This window comes from Rhodoferax sp. BAB1 (assembly GCF_013334205.1).
In the GTDB taxonomy this organism is placed as follows: Bacteria; Pseudomonadota; Gammaproteobacteria; order Burkholderiales; family Burkholderiaceae_C; genus Hylemonella.
Window position 1 is genome coordinate 2629183 of the sequence record NZ_CP054424.1, and the last position, 15785, is coordinate 2644967.

Sequence of the window (15785 nt, forward strand, 5' to 3'; positions counted from 1 at the left end):
GCCCCATGACCCGCAAGCTCTTCGTCACCACCGCCCTGCCCTACGCCAACGGCAACTTCCACATCGGCCACATCATGGAGTACATCCAGGCCGATATCTGGGTGCGGCTGCAGCGCATGCTGGGGCACGAGGTGAACTTCGTCGGGGCCGACGACACCCATGGCGCGCCCATCATGATCGCCGCCGAGAAGGCGGGCAAGACGCCGCAACAATTCGTGGCCGACATCGCCGCCGGCCGCAAGCCCTACCTGGACGGTTTCCACATCGCCTTCGACAACTGGAGCTCGACCGACAGCCCCGAGAACCACCAGCTGGCGCAGCAGATCTACCTGGACCTCAAGGCCAACGGCCTGATCGCCAGCCAGGTGGTCGAGCAGTTCTTCGACCCCGAAAAGGCCATGTTCCTGCCGGACCGCTTCATCAAGGGCGAGTGCCCCAAGTGCGGTGCGAAAGACCAGTACGGCGACAACTGCGAGGTCTGCGGCGCCGTCTACGCCCCCACCGACCTGAAGAACCCCTACTCGGCCCTGTCGGGCGCCAAGCCGGTGCTCAAAAGCTCGGAGCATTTCTTCTTCAAGCTCTCCGACCCGCGCTGCGTGGCCTTCCTGGAAGAGTGGACGCAGGACGGCCGCCTACAGCCGGAAGTGGCCAACAAGGTCCGCGAGTGGTTCACCGTGCGCACCAACCCGGACGGCACGCGCAGCGAAGGCCTGGGCGACTGGGACATCTCGCGCGACGCGCCCTACTTCGGCATCGAGATCCCCGGCGCGCCCGGCAAGTACTTCTACGTGTGGCTGGACGCGCCCGTGGGTTACCTCGCCTCGCTGAAGAACCTGCTGGACAAGCGCGGCCAGAGTTACGAGGCCTACATGGCCGACCCGGCGCTGGAGCAGTATCACTTCATCGGCAAGGACATCGTGACCTTCCACACCCTGTTCTGGCCCGCCATGCTGAAGTTCAGCGGCCGCAAGACGCCGGACAAGGTTTTCGTGCACGGCTTCCTCACCGTGAACAACGGCGAGAAGATGAGCAAGAGCCGCGGCACCGGCCTGGACCCGCTCAAGTACCTGGCGCTGGGCATGAACCCCGAGTGGCTGCGTTATTACCTGGCCGCCAAGCTCAGCGGCCGCAACGAAGACATCGACTTCAACGCCGACGACTTCATGGCCCGTGCCAACAGCGACCTGGTGGGCAAATACATCAACATCGCCTCGCGCGCGGCCGGTTTCCTGAGCAAACGTTTCGGCGGCAAGCTGGGCAGCGACATCTCGGGTGACGGTGACGCCCTGCTGGCGCACCTGCGCGACGGCGCCGCCAACCTGGCCGAGCTGTATGCCGAGCGCGAATACGGCAAGGCCCTGCGCGAGATCATGCTGCTGGCCGACCGCGTCAACGCCTACGTGGACCAGAACAAACCCTGGGAACTGGCCAAGCAGGAGGGCATGGACAGCCACCTGCACGATGTCTGCACCGTCTGCATCGAAGCCTTCCGCCTGCTGACCATCTACCTCAAGCCGGTGCTGCCGGCCCTGGCCGCGCAGGTCGAGGCCTTCCTCAAGGTCCCGCCCCTGATGTGGAGCGATGCGTCGCGCACCCTGGGCGGCGGCCACGTCATCGGCGAGTACAAGCACCTGATGCAGCGCGTGGACATCAAGCAGCTGGAGTCGCTGTTCGAAGCCCCTTCTGCGCCCGAGCCCGAGAAGGTCCTGCCCGGCGGTGAAGAACTCGCGCCGACCATCAGCATCGACGACTTCGCCAGGATCGACCTGCGCATCGCGAAGATCGTCAACTGCGAGCCGGTCGAAGGCTCCACCAAACTGCTGCGCCTGACGCTGGACGTGGGCGAAGGCAAGACGCGCAATGTCTTCAGCGGCATCGCCTCCGCCTACAAACCCGAGGACCTGGTGGGCAAGCTCACCGTGATGGTCGCCAACCTGGCCCCGCGCAAGATGAAGTTCGGTGTGTCGGAAGGCATGGTGCTCGCCGCCAGCCACGCCGACGAGAAAGCCGAACCCGGCATCTACGTGCTCAACCCCTGGCCGGGCGCGCAACCCGGCATGCGGGTGCGCTGAGACTCTTCGTTCGCTGAAGTGGCATCGGCGGGTGAATCATCCGCATGCACCCTCAAGTGATGCAGCGAATCCGTCAGTGAGAGGCTGCTTCAGGCAAAAGACAAGATCTGATCCTGATCGCTACTACTTAAACGTGACGCCGCTTGTAAAGCGGATATCGCAAACGGGGATGAGGGTCGCTGAGCGTGGCACAAAGACTTCCAGTGCATCATCCGTTCCATATGGCCTGACCAGATATAGCCTTCCACGGTACATCAGTGGCCGCGCTGCCCTGGAGTTGAACAGGCCAGGGCCGGTTGCGATATCCGTTAGATCAGATGTGACCCAAGCACTATCCTCACTTTCACCACGCTGTTGCGACGGGCGCCCACATAGTTCATTCTTGTAGCGCAATGTCACCAGGGCTTGATCACCAGACAACTCCGGCGACAAGCGCAATACAAACAACTCCGCGCCCGATCTTTTTCTGATATCTACGAAGCGCTGCTGCTGTTCCGAGGAAGGATACATCTGCGGCATCAGTTTCTGGACGCGGAAATACTCCTGCGAGCCCACTGAATTGAGGACATATAGTTTTTTGGCTAACTCCTCATGCTGTGACAAATCGAGCTTCTCCCAAGCCGGGTCGGTCACGCCAGGGAGCTTCAGTATTTCCTCAGAGATGCAAGGAAGCTTTTCGAACGTCGGCTTGCTTTGATTCAATGCCGCAAGAATCGCCTCGCAAAACGACTGCTTTTTGCCTTCGCCATGAATGAAATAGTCGGCGCGCACCTCCTCCGGCATGACCTGAAGTGCTGCGGCCAGCAACGCGTAGACGAATAGCGGTATCTGCGTTTTCATGAATGCTCCCGATTTCATTTTGATGCAGTCAGCCACATCGATCAAAGAAAAACTTGTGAAGAAACCGTAGCGAGCAGCCCTCAGGCAAGGCGGACGGAGCGCAGGAACCGGAATGGACTTGGGTCCATGAGGATGGCGCGCACCGCCCAACGCCGCATGCGGTTTGCGCAGTAGATGGATGCGTGAGTTTCAGGCCGGGCAGGGGGCGACGATGTAATGCCCACGCCCCCCGTTCTTGACCCGGTACAGCGCCTCGTCAGCGCAGCGCACCAGGCTCTCGGGCACCAGGTCCTGTACGGCCACCACGGTGGCCACGCCGATGCTGCAGGTCAGGAACTCGGACACGGGCGAATCCTCGTGCGGCATGCGGGCCTTGGCGATCTCGTCCATGCAGCGCTGGGCCACGGTCATGGCCACGTCGCCATCGGCGCCGGGCAGCAGGAGGGCAAACTCCTCGCCGCCGTAACGCGCCACCAGCTCACCCGAACGCTGCGCACAGTCGTAGAGGATGCCCGCCACCTGGCGCAGGCAGGCGTCGCCGGCCAGGTGGCCGTAGCGGTCGTTGTAGCGCTTGAAGTGGTCGATGTCGATCAGCAGCAGGGAAATGGGCTGGCCGCTGCGCATGCTGCGCTGCCATTCGGCATAAAGGTGCTGGTCGAACTGGCGGCGATTGGCCAGGCCGGTCAGGCCGTCGGTGGCCGAAAGCAGCTCCAGCTGCTGGTTGCTGCGCTCCAGCGCCATGCTCTTCTGCACCAGCTCGGTCACGTCCAGCCGCGCCATCACCAGGCAGCCCGAGGGCGTGCTGACCTCGTAGAGGTGCATCCAGCGCCCGTCGGGGCGCGAACGCAGCAGGGGGCGGTTGAGCTGGCCGCGCACGGCCAGGCGCTCGCGCAACCATTCTTCCTCGCGCCCCAGGGCGTCCGCAATGGCGCCCTGTTGCAGCGAACGACGGATGATGGCCTCGAAAGACTGGCCGAGCAGCTCACCGCCGTAACGGTAGGGGGCCATTTCGGTCGCAGCCTTGTTGAAGAGCACCAGCCGGTCGTGCTGGTCGTAGACGGCCACCCCCAGGGGCAGGGCCTCGATGGCCTCCTGCAGGCACTGGTGCCCCATTTCCAGGGACTGGCGTTCGTACTCGCTGTTCAGCGTCTGGCGCATGACCGCACGTCCCAGCAGCAGCAAACCCAGGACCAGGGACGCACCCAGCACGGCGGCCACCCAGGTCGGCCAGCCGGACGGCGCCAGCAGGACCAGGCCACCGCTCAGGCCGACGGTGGCCAGCAGCACGAGCACGGCCAGCGACGTCAGCCAGCGATGGCCCGTCATGCCTACGAAATCTGCCAGATGCTTCACCGGAGAACCTGATGGAACGGGGGGGCGAACGGGCCTGCCTGTTGTGTTTGTCTACCTGGAAAAAAGAGGGCACACCGGCATTCCTCGTCGCCGGTGTGCCCCTTTTGCCTGATGGCTGTGACAGCAGCCCCTCCAATGTAGGCAAGGCCTGCCGGCCTGCCTATCCCCCAAAAGGGTCATAGGGCAACACCTTGCATATCGCCTGGCGAAATGGAAGCTGCCGTTAAACTGGACGCATGCCCAGCCCCCGGCCCTCGTCCCACCCCCACTGGTGGACCGACGTACACCGCTCCCCCGTCGTCAACCTGCGCCTGGGCATCTGCCTGAGTTTCATCGCCGGGGCCACCAATGCCGGCGGTTTCCTGGCCATCGGCCACTACACCTCGCACATGACGGGCCTGCTCTCCGCGGTGGCCGACCACCTGGTGCTGGGCCAGTTCGCCCTGGTGGCGGCCAGCCTGGCGGCCATCGCCGCCTTCGTGGGCGGCGCCATGACCACGGCCCTGATGGTCAACTGGGGCCAACGGCGCCAGTTGCGCAGCGCCTTTGCCCGGCCGCTGGCGCTGGAAACCAGCCTGCTGCTGGTCTTCGGCCTGTTCGGTGCGGCCATCAACCTGCATGCCGAGCTGTTCGCCCCGCTCACCGTGCTGCTGCTCTGTTACATCATGGGCCTGCAGAACGCGGTGATCACCAAGGTGTCAAACGCCGAGATCCGCACCACCCACGTGACCGGCCTGGTGACCGACATCGGCATCGAGCTGGGCAAGCTGCTCTATTTCAACCGCTCACCCGCCCCGGCCAAGGTGGTGGCCAACCGGCGCAAGCTGCGCATCCACCTCTCGCTGATCGCCGCCTTCTTTGCCGGCGGTGTGCTGGGTGCCCTGGGTTTCAAATTCTGGGGTTACATCACCACCGTGCCGCTGGCGGTCCTGCTGGGCCTGCTGGTGTCCGGCCCGCTGCTGTATGACCTGCGCCACGGCCGCCTGGCGCCGCCCGCGACACCGGGCTGAAACGGTATCCGACCGCAGCGACCGGGGGTACACTGGGTCGCCATGCCCGCCGCCGAGTCCGCCAGCCGCCTGGCCGCTTTCCGCCCCAAGCTGCTCGACACCCTGCCCGGCTATGGCCGAGCGCATTTCGCCCGCGACGTCGGCGCCGGCCTCACGGTGGGCGTGGTGGCCCTGCCGCTGGCCATGGCCTTTGCGATCGCCTCCGGCCTCAAGCCCGAGGCCGGCCTGTTCACCGCCATCATTGCCGGCTTCCTGATCTCCGCCCTGGGTGGCAGCCGGGTGCAGATCGGCGGGCCGGCCGGCGCCTTCATCGTCATCGTCTACGGCATCCTGGAGCGCTACGGCCTGGCCAACCTGATCATCGCCACCGCCATGTCGGGTGTGCTGCTCTTCCTCATGGGCCTGTTCCGCCTGGGCACGCTGATCCGCTTCATCCCGATCGCCGTGGTGATCGGCTTCACCAACGGCATTGCCGTGCTCATCATGCTGTCGCAGGTGCGGGACTTCCTGGGCCTGGAGCTGGCCAGCGTGCCTGCCAGCTTCTTCGCCATGCTGTCCGCGCTGGGCGGGGCCCTGCACACCGTGAACCTGGCCGCGCTGGCGCTGTCCGTCGGCACCCTGGCCCTGCTGGTGGCCTGGCAGCACGCCATGCCGCGCCTGGGCCCGCAAAAGCTGCAGTTCTCGGGCAAGCTCACCCTCATCCCCGGCACCATCGTGGCGCTGGGGCTGGCCACCGGCGCCAGCGAACTGCTGGCGCTGCCGGTCGAGACCATCGGCAGCCGCTTCGGCGGCATTGCGGCCAGCCTGCCCGCCTTCGTCTGGCCTGAATTCAGCTGGAGCACGGTGCGTTTCCTGCTCATGCCCGCGCTCACCCTGGCCCTGCTGGGCGCCATCGAATCCCTGCTGTGCGCACGCATCGCCGACGGCCTGACCGAGGACCGGCACGACCCCAACCAGGAGCTGATGGCCCAGGGTCTCGCCAACTTCGTCACCCCCTTCTTCGGCGGCATGCCGGCCACCGGCACCATTGCCCGCACCGTCACCAACGCCAAAAGCGGTGCCGTGAGCCCGGTGGCGGGCATGGTGCATGCGCTCACCCTGCTGGCCGTGGTGCTGGTGGCCGCGCCCCTGGCCCGGCACATCCCGCTGGCGGCGCTGGCCGCCATCCTGGTCTACGTGGCCTGGAACATGGGCGAATGGCGCGAATTCGTGCAGTTGCGCCAGTACCGCATGCCCTACCGCATCACCCTGCTGGCCGTGTTCGGCCTGACCGTCATCGTGGACCTGACGGTGGCGGTGGAGGTGGGCCTGATCGCCGCCTGCCTGACCTTCATCTACCGCATCTCCAGCCTGACCCGCGCCGAGGCCGTGAGCGCGCAGGACCAGCCCGTCCTGGCGAGCCAGGACGGCCAGGTGCGGGCCTGGCGGCTCTACGGCGCCCTGTTTTTCGGCGCCGTCAAGCTGGTGGAGGACATGGAACACCAGTTGCCCGCCCGCGCCCTGGTGCTGGACCTGAAGAACCTGATCTACGTGGATTCCTCTGGCGCCGACACCCTGCTGGACCTGGCGCGCCATTGCCAGAAACGCGGAGTGCGCCTGATCCTCTGCGGCCTGGCGCACCAGCCGCTGGACATTGCCAGGCGCAGCGGGCTGCTGGCCGCACTGCCGGCCGCAGACGTCTGCCCGGACCTGGCCGGCGGCTTGGCCGCCGCCACCTTGGCCGTACCCTGAATACCGGCCCGGGTTCGGCCCCGGAGCCAGGGGCTAAAATGCCCGGTTCCTGTCGAGAAAGACCAGCCCCATGCATCTGTTCCGCCGCCCCGACTACCAGTCCGACACCACCCAGTTCATCCAGCAGCTCAAGACCGAGAAGCCGGACCTGGAAGCGCGCCAGCGCCAGGGCCGCGACCTGCTGTGGGACCAGTCCGTGGACCGCCAGGCCTGGGAGGGTTACCAGTCGGCCCGCGTGCAGCAGCAGCCCTACGTCTACCAGACCAGCGGCACGAAGTAAGCGACGGGCCCACGCCCGCCACAAAACACGCGATGAGCGATCTCCACGACAGCGCCGGCCGGCCCGCCGCCGAGGCCCCGCATGCGGCGGCCATGCCCCAGGTGGTGGACCACGTGGCCGTGGCACGCCTGTATGGCGAGCCGCTGTTCACGATGCCGCAGGACCTGTACATCCCGCCCGATGCGCTGGAGGTCTTCCTGGAAGCCTTCGAAGGCCCGCTGGACCTGCTGCTCTACCTGATCCGCAAGCAGAACTTCAACATCCTCGACATTCCCATGGCGGCGGTCACGCGCCAGTACCTGACCTATGTGGACCAGGTGCGCGATCGCAACCTGGAACTGGCGGCCGAATACCTGCTGATGGCGGCCATGCTGATCGAGATCAAGTCGCGCATGCTGCTGCCGCCCAAGAAGGCGGCCGAGGGCGAAGAGGCCGAGGACCCGCGCGCCGAGCTGGTGCGCCGCCTGCTCGAATACGAGCAGATCAAGATCGCCGCCGCCGGCCTGGGCAACCTGCCGCAGTACGGACGCGACTTCCTCAAGGCGCAGGTCTACATCGAGCAGTCGCTGCAGCCGCGTTTCCCCGACGTGCACGTGGTGGACCTGCAGGAAGCCTGGGCCGACATCCTCAAGCGCGCCAAACTCGTGCAGCACCACAAGATCTCGCGCGAGGAGCTCTCGGTGCGCGAGCACATGAGCATCGTGCTGCGCCACCTGCAGGGCCAGAAGTTCGTCGAGTTCGAGCACCTGTTCGACGCCACCAAGGGCGTGCCCGTGCTGGTGGTGACCTTCATCGCCCTGCTGGAGCTGGCCAAGGAAAGCCTGATCGACATCACCCAGGCCGAGGCCTTCGCCCCCATCTACGTGCGGCTGGCGTACTCGCCGGCCTGAACCTGACGCGAGACCCTGCGTGGCCCCGACCTCCCATCACTCCTTTGACGTGCTCATCGTCGGCAGCGGCCTGGCAGGCCTGAGCGCCGCCCTGCACCTGGCGAGCACCCACCGCGTGGCCGTCATCACCAAACGCGAGCTCAACGACGGCTCCAGCCGCTGGGCCCAGGGCGGCATTGCCGCCGTCATGGGCGAAGGCGACACCCTGGCCTCGCATGTGCAGGACACGCTGGTGGCCGGCGCCGGCCTGTGCGACCTGGACGCCACCCGTTTTGTCGTGGAGCAGGCACCCGAGAGCATCCGCTGGCTGCAGGGCCTGGGCGTGCCCTTCTCGCAGGAACACGGCCAGCTGCACCTCACACGCGAGGGCGGCCACAGCGAACGCCGCATCGTGCACGTGACCGACGCCACCGGCGCGGCCGTGCAGGACACGCTGATGGGCAAGGTGCGGGCCACCCCCAACATCACCCTGTTCGAGCACCACATGCTGGTGGACCTGATCACGGCGCCCAAGCTGGGCCTGAGCGGCCAGCGCTGCCTGGGCCTGTACGCGCTGAACGAGGTCACCGACGTGGTGGACACCTTCAGTGCGCCACACACCATCCTGGCCACGGGCGGTGCCGGCAAGGTCTACGTCTACACCACCAACCCCGACACCGCCACCGGCGACGGCATTGCCGCGGCCTGGCGCGCCGGCTGCCGCGTGGGCAATATGGAATTCATCCAGTTCCACCCCACCTGCCTGTACCACCCGCAGGCCAAGTCCTTCCTGATCAGCGAAGCGGTGCGCGGCGAGGGCGGCAAGCTGCTGCTGCCGGCATCGGCCGGCGGCACCCGCTTCATGCCCGCGCACGACGCGCGCGAGGAACTGGCGCCACGCGACGTGGTGGCCCGCGCCATCGACTTCGAGATGAAAAAGCACGGCCTGGACTGCGTCTACCTGGACATCTCGCACCAGCCCAAGGCCTTCCTGCTGGAGCATTTCCCCAACATCTATGCGCGCTGCCTGGAACTGGGCATCGACATGGCCAAGCAGCCCATTCCCGTGGTGCCGGCCGCGCACTACACCTGCGGCGGCGTGGTCACCGACCTCGATGGCCGCACCGACCTGCCCGGCCTGTACGCCGTGGGCGAGACCGCCTACACCGGCCTGCACGGCGCCAACCGCCTGGCCAGCAATTCGCTGGTGGAGTGCATGGTCTATGCGCGCGCCGCGGCCACCGCCATCACCCGCGAACAGGCGGTCGCCGTGCCCACCCTGCCGGCCTGGGACGACAGCCGCGTGACCGACGCCGACGAGGCCGTGGTGATCTCGCACAACTGGGACGAGCTGCGCCGTTTCATGTGGGACTACGTGGGCATCGTGCGGACCAACAAGCGCCTGGAGCGCGCGGCGCACCGCATCGAACTGCTGCGCTCGGAGATCCAGGAGTTCTATTCCAGTTTCCACGTCACGCGCGACCTGCTGGAGCTGCGCAACCTCGTGCAGGTTGCCGACCTGATCGTACGCAGCGCACAATCCCGCCATGAAAGCCGCGGCCTGCATTTCAGCCGCGACTATCCGCAGACCGACGCCACTGCACAACCCACCATCCTGGTCCCGCCGGCCCATTGAACGGCCGCGAGGAGAAAGACGCCATGTACCGCACCCTGCTCAAATCCAAGATCCACCGCGCCACCGTCACCGACTGCGAGTTGCACTACGAGGGCTCCTGCGCCATCGACGAGAACCTGCTGGAAGCCGCCAACATGATGGAGAACGAACAGGTTCACATCTGGAACATCAACAACGGCGAGCGTTTCATCACCTATGCCATCCGCGGCGAGCGCGGCTCGGGCATCATTTCCGTGAACGGCTCGGCCGCACGCCGCGCCGCCGTGGGCGATCTGCTCATCATCGCGGCCTTTGCCCAGGTGCCGGAAGACAAGTGCAAGGGTTTCGAACCCAAGCTGGTTTTCGTCGACGGCAACAACCGCATCAAGGAACAGCGCAGCCACATCCCGGTGCAGGAAGCCTCCCATGTGCCGGTGCACACCGAACACCACGGCGGCGACAGCGCATAAATTCGAGAACCGACATGACGACCGTGACCGAACAAACCATCACCCTGCACCGCCCCAAGGCTCCCGTGGCCGCCGTGCCCAAGGCCGAGCGCTGGAGCGTGGACGCCATCGAGGCCCTGTTCCAGCTGCCCTTCCCCGAGCTGCTGTACCGCGCCCAGACCGTGCACCGCGAACATTTCGATCCGACCAGGGTCGAGTTCGCCACCCTGCTCTCGGTCAAGACCGGCGGCTGCCCGGAGGACTGCGGCTACTGCCCGCAATCGGCCAAGTACGACACCGACGTGAAAGCCTCCAAGCTCATGGAGCTGGAAGAGGTGCTGTTCGCCGCCCGCCGCGCCAAGGACGCCGGTGCCACCCGTTTCTGCATGGGCGCGGCCTGGCGCGAGCCCAAGGACCGTGACATCGAGAAGGTGGCCGAACTGGTGCGCGGCGTGAAGGATCTGGGCATGGAGACCTGCGCCACCCTGGGCATGTTGAATGAAGGCCACGCCGAGCAGCTGCGCGACGCCGGCCTGGACTACTACAACCACAACCTCGACACCGCCCCTGATTTCTACGGCGACATCATCACCACGCGCGACTACCAGGAACGCCTGGACACGCTGGCACGCGTGCGCGGTGCCGGCGTCAAGGTCTGCTCGGGCGGCATCGTCGGCATGGGCGAGACCCACCGCCAGCGCGCCGGCCTGATCGCCGAGCTGGCCAACCTGGCCCCCTACCCCGAGTCCGTGCCCATCAACAACCTGGTGCGCGTGGAAGGCACGCCCCTGGCCGACCAGGCGCCGCTCGATCCCTTCGAGTTCGTGCGCACCATCGCCGTGGCCCGCATCACCATGCCGAAAGCGCGCGTGCGCCTGTCGGCCGGCCGCCAGCAGATGGGCGAGGCCATCCAAGCCCTGTGTTTCCTGGCCGGCGCCAACTCCATCTTCTACGGCGACAAGTTGCTGACCACCGGCAACCCCGACACCGAAGCCGATGTGCAGCTGCTGCAGCGCCTGGGCATGGGCCCGGCCCAGCAGCCACCCGGCAAGACCTGATCCGTTTTCCGCCCCTCGCAACCTTCTGGAGACCACCGTGAGCACCCCGACCTCCACCTCGAACAACGCCGCCTCGCCCTACGGCACCCTGCCCCCGGCCTCGGCACCCGCCACCCGCAAGCCCATCAGCCTGCCGCGCCTGCAGGAGCTGCACGCGCGCGGCGAGAAGATCACCATGCTGACCGCCTACGACGCGACCTTCGCGGCCGTGGCCGACGCCGCCGGCGTGGAGTGCATCCTGATCGGTGACTCCCTGGGCATGGTCTGCCAGGGCCTGTCCAGCACCGTGGGGGTTTCGCTGGAAACCATGCGCTACCACGTGGAAAGCGTCACACGCGGCGTGCGGCGTGTGCAGGGCACGGCCTGGATCATCGGCGACATGCCCTACGGCACCTTTCATGAGTCCAAGGAACAGGCCTTCCGCAACGCCGCCGTGCTGATGCAGGCCGGCGCCCACATGGTCAAGATCGAAGGCGGCGGCTGGACGGCCGACACCGTGCGTTTCCTGGTCGAGCGCGGCATACCGGTCTGCGCCCACCTGGGCCTGACACCGCAGACCGTGCACGCCCTGGGCGGTTACCGCGTGCAAGGCCGCGGCGACGAAGCCGCCGCCACGCTCAAGCGCCATGCACTGGAGTTGCAGGACGCCGGCGCCAGCCTGCTGGTGCTGGAGATGGTGCCCGCCGCCCTCTCGGCCGACATCACCCAGGCCATGCCCCACTGCGCCACCATCGGCATCGGTGCCGGCGTGGACTGCGCGGGCCAGGTGCTGGTGCTGCACGACATGCTGGGCATGAACCTGGGCAAGATGGCCAAGTTCGTGCACAACTTCATGGCGGACGCCGGCAGCGTGCGCGGCGCCATGGAGGCGTATGTGAAGGCCGTCAAGGAAAAGACCTTCCCGGTGAATTCTCAGCACGCCTGGTGACCAGGCTTCCCCCTGAGCCGCCTGCGGCGTCATCCCCCTGAGGGGGACGACACCAGCGGCCCGGCGGAGCCGGTTCCGCGGTGTCCCGCGACTGAATACCCTTTATATTCGTGACGATGAAGCTGATTCACACCATCGCGGAGCTGCGCGCACACCTCGCCAACTTCAATCGTCCGGCCTTCGTGCCCACCATGGGCAATCTGCACGAGGGCCACATCGCGCTCGTGAAACAGGCCAAACCCCTGGGTGACGTCACGGTGGTCAGCATCTTCGTCAACCGCCTGCAGTTCCTGCCGCACGAGGACTTCGGAACCTACCCGCGCACGCTGGAGGCCGACTGCGCCAAGCTGGAAGCCGCCGGCTGCGACGTGGTCTTCGCCCCCAGCGAGCAACAGCTTTACCACGAGCCCCAGGGCTACAAGGTGCAGCCCCCCACCGAGCTGGCCGACATCCTGGAAGGCCACTTCCGCCCCGGTTTCTTCACGGGCGTATGCACCGTGGTGCTCAAGCTCTTCAACATCGTGCAGCCACGCGTGGCCCTGTTCGGCGCCAAGGACTACCAGCAGCAGATGGTGATCCGCCGCATGGTGGCCCAGCTGGCCCTGCCCATCGAGATCGTCACCGGGGCGACGCTACGCGCCGAGGACGGCCTGGCCCTGTCCTCGCGCAACGGCTACCTGAGCGCCAGCGAGCGCGCCGAAGCGGTGCAACTCTCGCGCACCCTCAAGAGCATGATCGCGATGCTGCGCGCGGGTGAACACAACATCGCCGCCATCGAACAGCACGCCATGAAAACCCTGGCCGACCGCCACTGGTTACCCGACTACCTGACCGTGCGCCGCCGCCACGACCTGCAGCCCCCGCAGGCCGACGACCTCACCCACGCCGACCGCCTCGTCGTACTGGGCGCCGCCAAGCTCGGTACGACGCGACTGATTGACAACATCGAGGTGTAAACCTCGATGTTGCGTCGAAGACTAACAATTACCCGCAGGGTTTGTTAGTCGTAGACACAAAGACTTTCCGCGTCGAAGACTAACAATTACCCGCAGGGTTTGTTAGTCATAGACACAAAGGCTTTCCGCGGCGCAGGCTAACAATTGCCCCTCAGGGCTTGTTATGCCGAAGACACAACAACCTCGCTGTGCGCTTTTCACACAAACGTCACCATCGGTACGCCCCCGAACTGGACAGCCCCCGCCTTCCACGCCAGAATTCTCCGGACATCCTGGGAGACCTGCGCGACGGCTTGGGCCCGCGGGTCTCACGCGTCCAATGGCAGACAGAAGGAGACAGACAAGATGGCGTTCATGCCCTGGAATGAGGAACTGGCACTCGGGATGGCATCCATCGACGAGCAGCACCAGGCTCTGGTGCATCACATCAACACCCTGCACGAGCAGCTCGGCAACCCCAAGGCCCTGGGCGCCCTGCTCGAAGACCTGGTGGACACCGCCATGAACCACTTCATTGCCGAGGAAGAATTGCTCAAGCGCCATGGTTATGCACAAGCCGAGGCCCACACCAGCGCGCACAGCGGCCAGACCGGCCAGCTCGTCCAGCTGCTCGACCAGTTCCAGGCCGATGCCGCAGCGTTCAACCAGGCCAGCCTGGCAGCGCTGAAGGACTGGCTGACCCGGCACATCCAGGTGGACGACCAGGCCTGCGTGGCCTTTCTCAAGTCCAAGGGCGAGCAGTAGGACATCGCCCCGCCCGGCTGGGCCGCACGGCATCCATCCGCTAAGCTTGCGCCAACGCGTGAGCCACGCAGGAGACCCCCATGCAGATCGGCGTCCCCCGGGAAATCAAGAACCACGAATACCGCGTCGGCCTGACGCCGACCAGCGTGCGCGAGCTGTGCGCGCAGGGGCACGGCGTGCTGGTGCAGAGCGGCGCCGGTGCGGCCATCGGCCTGACCGACGCCGATTACCGCGCTGCCGGCGCCACGCTGGCCCCCGACGCCGCCACGGTGTTTGCGCAGGCGGAGCTGATCGTCAAGGTCAAGGAACCGCAGCCCTCCGAGCTGGCCCTGCTGCGCCCGGACCAGATCCTCTACACCTACCTGCACCTGGCGCCGGACCCGGCCCTGACCGCGGCCCTCATCAAGACCGGCGCGATCTGCATCGCCTACGAAACCATCACCGGCCCGGGCCACACCCTGCCCCTGCTGGCCCCCATGAGCGAGGTGGCTGGGCGCATGGCGGTGCAAGTCGGCGCCCACTGGCTGGAGAAGTCGCAGGGCGGCATGGGCGTGCTGCTGGGCGGCGTGCCCGGCGTACCGGCCGCGCACGTGGTCATCCTGGGCGCGGGCACGGTGGGCGCCAACGCGGTGCAGATCGCCGTGGGCATGGGCGCACGCGTCACCGTGCTCAACCGCGGTGCAGACAAGCTGCGCGCGCTCGATGCCCGCTACGGCAACCGCATCCACACGCTGCTGGCCAGCACACAGGCCATCGAGCAGGCCGTGCTCGATGCCGACCTCGTCATCGGCAGCGCGCTGGTGGCTGGCGCCTCGGCACCGAAGCTGGTGAGCCGTGCGCTCGTGGGCCGCATGAAAAAGGGCGCGGTGCTCGTGGACGTGGCCATCGACCAGGGCGGCTGCTTCGAGACCTCCCGCCCCACCACGCACGCCGAGCCGACTTTCGTGGTGGACGGCGTGGTGCACTACTGCGTGGCCAATATGCCGGGCAATGTGGCGCGCACCGCCACCTTCGCACTCAACAACGCCACGCTGCCGCATGCGCTGGCCCTGGCGAAGCAGGGCTGGCAGCAGGCCATGCGGGCGGACCCGCACCTGCGCCACGGCCTCAACGTGGCCCGGGGCCAGCTCACACACGCCGCCGTGGCCCAGGCGCTGGGCCTGCCTTGCGTGCCTGCGGATCAACTGCTCGGCTAGACCGAGCCCTCCGTCCGGCGGCGGGGACGCCGCCCGGGACAGATCCCGTGCGCCACGAAGATGGTGCCCATGACCAGCGTGTCCACCTCCAGTTGCACGCCGCGATCCTGCAACGGCAGCCACGGCGCCTGCAATCCCTCGTAGTGCGTGACCGACTGCGCCATGCACAGCCCCACCAGCACGTTCCAGGGCGCCAGCCCGGGCGCGGTCCATTTGAGCCCGGTCACCGCGATGCGCGCGCCGGGCCGCAGATGCCGCAGCAGGTGGTCCAGCGCCGCCGGGCTTTGCAGGATGTCGTGTGTGAAGTGCAGCAGTACCGCATCGGCCTGACGCGGCAGCAGCGCGGCCTCGGCGGCGGCGCACTGGAGCGCCACGTTGCCCCAGCCCGCGCGCTGCAGACGCAGGCGCGCCAACGCCAGCATCTCCGCACTCTGGTCCACGGCCACCACGCGCCCGGCCGGCCCCACCGCCTCGCGCAACAGCGGAAGGCTCATGCCCGTGCCGCAACCCAGGTCCAGCACGCAATCGCCCGGGCGCAGCTGCAGGCGGTCCACCGCGATGCGGCGGATGAACTCGTAGGGGGCAAGCTGCAGTTCGTAGCTGCTGACGCGCCAGCCATACAGCGCGCGAGCCGCCGCGTGGCCGTCTTCGGGCTGCGCCCCGGGTGGGGTCTGCTTGCGCATC

Annotated in this window: 15 protein-coding genes and 1 other RNA gene; 12 read left to right on the plus strand and 4 right to left on the minus strand. The window is 66.8% G+C overall.

What is annotated here, in order from left to right; translation table 11 throughout:
• The first annotated feature begins 5 nt into the window (after window positions 1–5).
• Window positions 6–2072 (plus strand): methionine--tRNA ligase, encoded by a 2067-nt coding sequence (gene metG, locus HTY51_RS12580; protein ID WP_174253043.1) that lies wholly within the window; start codon window positions 6–8, stop codon window positions 2070–2072.
• A gap of 123 nt (window positions 2073–2195) precedes the next feature.
• Here metG and HTY51_RS12585 read toward each other — a convergent pair whose 3' ends face one another.
• The 3 genes from HTY51_RS12585 to HTY51_RS12595 form a co-directional block, all read right to left on the minus strand.
• Window positions 2196–2912, minus strand: a complete 717-nt coding sequence (locus HTY51_RS12585) for a hypothetical protein (RefSeq protein WP_174253044.1) — start codon at window positions 2910–2912, stop codon at window positions 2196–2198.
• 54 nt (window positions 2913–2966) lie between these two features.
• Window positions 2967–3040: non-coding RNA, sX9 sRNA (locus HTY51_RS12590), on the minus strand.
• 61 nt (window positions 3041–3101) lie between these two features.
• Window positions 3102–4265: a GGDEF domain-containing protein gene (locus HTY51_RS12595; RefSeq protein WP_174253045.1), complete on the minus strand. Its 1164-nt coding sequence runs from the start codon at window positions 4263–4265 to the stop codon at window positions 3102–3104.
• Window positions 4266–4501: 236 nt separating this feature from the next.
• Here HTY51_RS12595 and HTY51_RS12600 point away from each other — a divergent pair, with 236 nt between their 5' ends.
• The 11 genes from HTY51_RS12600 to ald all read left to right on the plus strand — a co-directional run bounded on the left by HTY51_RS12600 (window position 4502) and on the right by ald (window position 15101).
• Window positions 4502–5275, plus strand: a complete 774-nt coding sequence (locus HTY51_RS12600; RefSeq protein ID WP_174253046.1) for a YoaK family protein — start codon at window positions 4502–4504, stop codon at window positions 5273–5275.
• Between the two features lie 42 nt (window positions 5276–5317).
• Complete coding sequence (locus tag HTY51_RS12605) at window positions 5318–7006, plus strand: SulP family inorganic anion transporter (protein WP_174253047.1); 1689 nt, start codon at window positions 5318–5320, stop codon at window positions 7004–7006.
• A 70-nt stretch (window positions 7007–7076) separates the two neighbouring features.
• The gene (locus HTY51_RS12610; RefSeq protein ID WP_174253048.1) at window positions 7077–7286 is read left to right on the plus strand and encodes a DUF3460 family protein; all 210 of its coding nucleotides are present in this window, start codon (window positions 7077–7079) and stop codon (window positions 7284–7286) included.
• A 32-nt stretch (window positions 7287–7318) separates the two neighbouring features.
• A complete protein-coding gene (locus HTY51_RS12615; protein ID WP_174253049.1) occupies window positions 7319–8176 on the plus strand; it encodes a ScpA family protein in 858 nt (285 codons plus the stop codon).
• A 19-nt stretch (window positions 8177–8195) separates the two neighbouring features.
• Window positions 8196–9791: an L-aspartate oxidase gene (gene nadB / locus HTY51_RS12620; protein ID WP_174253050.1), complete on the plus strand. Its 1596-nt coding sequence runs from the start codon at window positions 8196–8198 to the stop codon at window positions 9789–9791.
• A gap of 23 nt (window positions 9792–9814) precedes the next feature.
• Window positions 9815–10240, plus strand: coding sequence for an aspartate 1-decarboxylase (gene panD / locus HTY51_RS12625; protein ID WP_174253051.1), 426 nt, complete (start codon window positions 9815–9817; stop codon window positions 10238–10240).
• Window positions 10241–10254: 14 nt separating this feature from the next.
• The gene (gene bioB / locus HTY51_RS12630; RefSeq protein WP_371733828.1) at window positions 10255–11277 is read left to right on the plus strand and encodes a biotin synthase BioB; all 1023 of its coding nucleotides are present in this window, start codon (window positions 10255–10257) and stop codon (window positions 11275–11277) included.
• Between the two features lie 37 nt (window positions 11278–11314).
• Window positions 11315–12205, plus strand: coding sequence for a 3-methyl-2-oxobutanoate hydroxymethyltransferase (gene panB / locus HTY51_RS12635; protein WP_254606878.1), 891 nt, complete (start codon window positions 11315–11317; stop codon window positions 12203–12205).
• Between the two features lie 116 nt (window positions 12206–12321).
• A complete protein-coding gene (panC, locus tag HTY51_RS12640) occupies window positions 12322–13161 on the plus strand; it encodes a pantoate--beta-alanine ligase (protein WP_174253053.1) in 840 nt (279 codons plus the stop codon).
• A gap of 345 nt (window positions 13162–13506) precedes the next feature.
• Entirely contained in the window at window positions 13507–13905 is a 399-nt protein-coding gene (locus HTY51_RS12645; RefSeq protein ID WP_174253054.1) for a bacteriohemerythrin, read from the plus strand.
• An 80-nt stretch (window positions 13906–13985) separates the two neighbouring features.
• Window positions 13986–15101, plus strand: coding sequence for an alanine dehydrogenase (gene ald, locus HTY51_RS12650; RefSeq protein ID WP_174253055.1), 1116 nt, complete (start codon window positions 13986–13988; stop codon window positions 15099–15101).
• Here the strand turns inward: ald and HTY51_RS12655 are convergent.
• Window positions 15098–15784: a class I SAM-dependent methyltransferase gene (locus tag HTY51_RS12655; RefSeq protein WP_174253056.1), complete on the minus strand. Its 687-nt coding sequence runs from the start codon at window positions 15782–15784 to the stop codon at window positions 15098–15100. The genes ald and HTY51_RS12655 overlap by 4 nt on opposite strands.
• Window position 15785: the final 1 nt, after the last annotated feature.